At 70.4% G+C, this 642-nt stretch carries 1 protein-coding gene; it reads left to right on the top strand.

Annotation, left to right across the window (positions count from 1 at the left end):
* Positions 1 to 162 precede the first annotated feature (162 nt).
* Positions 163 to 606: a transglycosylase SLT domain-containing protein gene (locus EF918_RS36470; RefSeq protein ID WP_125653040.1), complete on the top strand. Its 444-nt coding sequence runs from the start codon at positions 163 to 165 to the stop codon at positions 604 to 606.
* The last annotated feature ends 36 nt before the right edge of the window (positions 607 to 642 follow it).

The raw sequence follows: 642 nt of genomic DNA, 5'->3' as shown, positions 1-642 counted from the left end.
CCCCGCCGCCCGCTGCTGCTACGGCCGCTAGTAGGTGGGGGGCGTTGCCAGGCGGTCCGGGGGCTGGCTAACTGGTGTTGTCGCCGAGGCGGCCGGGGCGAAAGGCCCCCCGCCGGGACGAACCCCTCTCCTTCGCGTGAGTGGCTCACGCATGTCTTCGGCATGCCGCGACCGCCCCTGTCGCCTACGGAAGGTTCTTTCGTGTCCGTCTCCGTCATCCGCCGCATCGCCGCTTCGAAGAAGACCCTCGCGGGTACCGTGATCGGCCTCGCGGCCGCCGGTTCCATGCTGGCCACGGTTCCGGCCCAGGCCGCCCCGATGAGCGCCAAGGCGATCGCCCGGCAGATGATCAAGGACCCCGCGCAGTTCGCCGCGTTCGACAAGATCGTCTCGCACGAGAGCGGCTGGGACCACACCGCCACCAACTCTTCCTCCGGCGCCTACGGTCTGGTCCAGGCCCTGCCCGGCTCGAAGATGGCCTCGGCGGGCTCGGACTGGAAGACCAACCCGGCCACCCAGATCAAGTGGGGCCTGGACTACATGAACGACCGCTACGGCAGCCCGGCCGCCGCCTGGAACTTCTGGCAGGCCAACCACTGGTACTAGACCGGTGACCCCGCCCCGGCCCGCGGCACCGCCACC

The organism is Streptomyces sp. WAC06614, from assembly GCF_003949795.1.
Classification (GTDB): Bacteria; Actinomycetota; Actinomycetes; order Streptomycetales; family Streptomycetaceae; genus Streptomyces.
The sequence above is the reverse complement of the archived record's forward strand: the minus strand, read 5'-3'. Positions and strand labels throughout refer to the sequence as shown.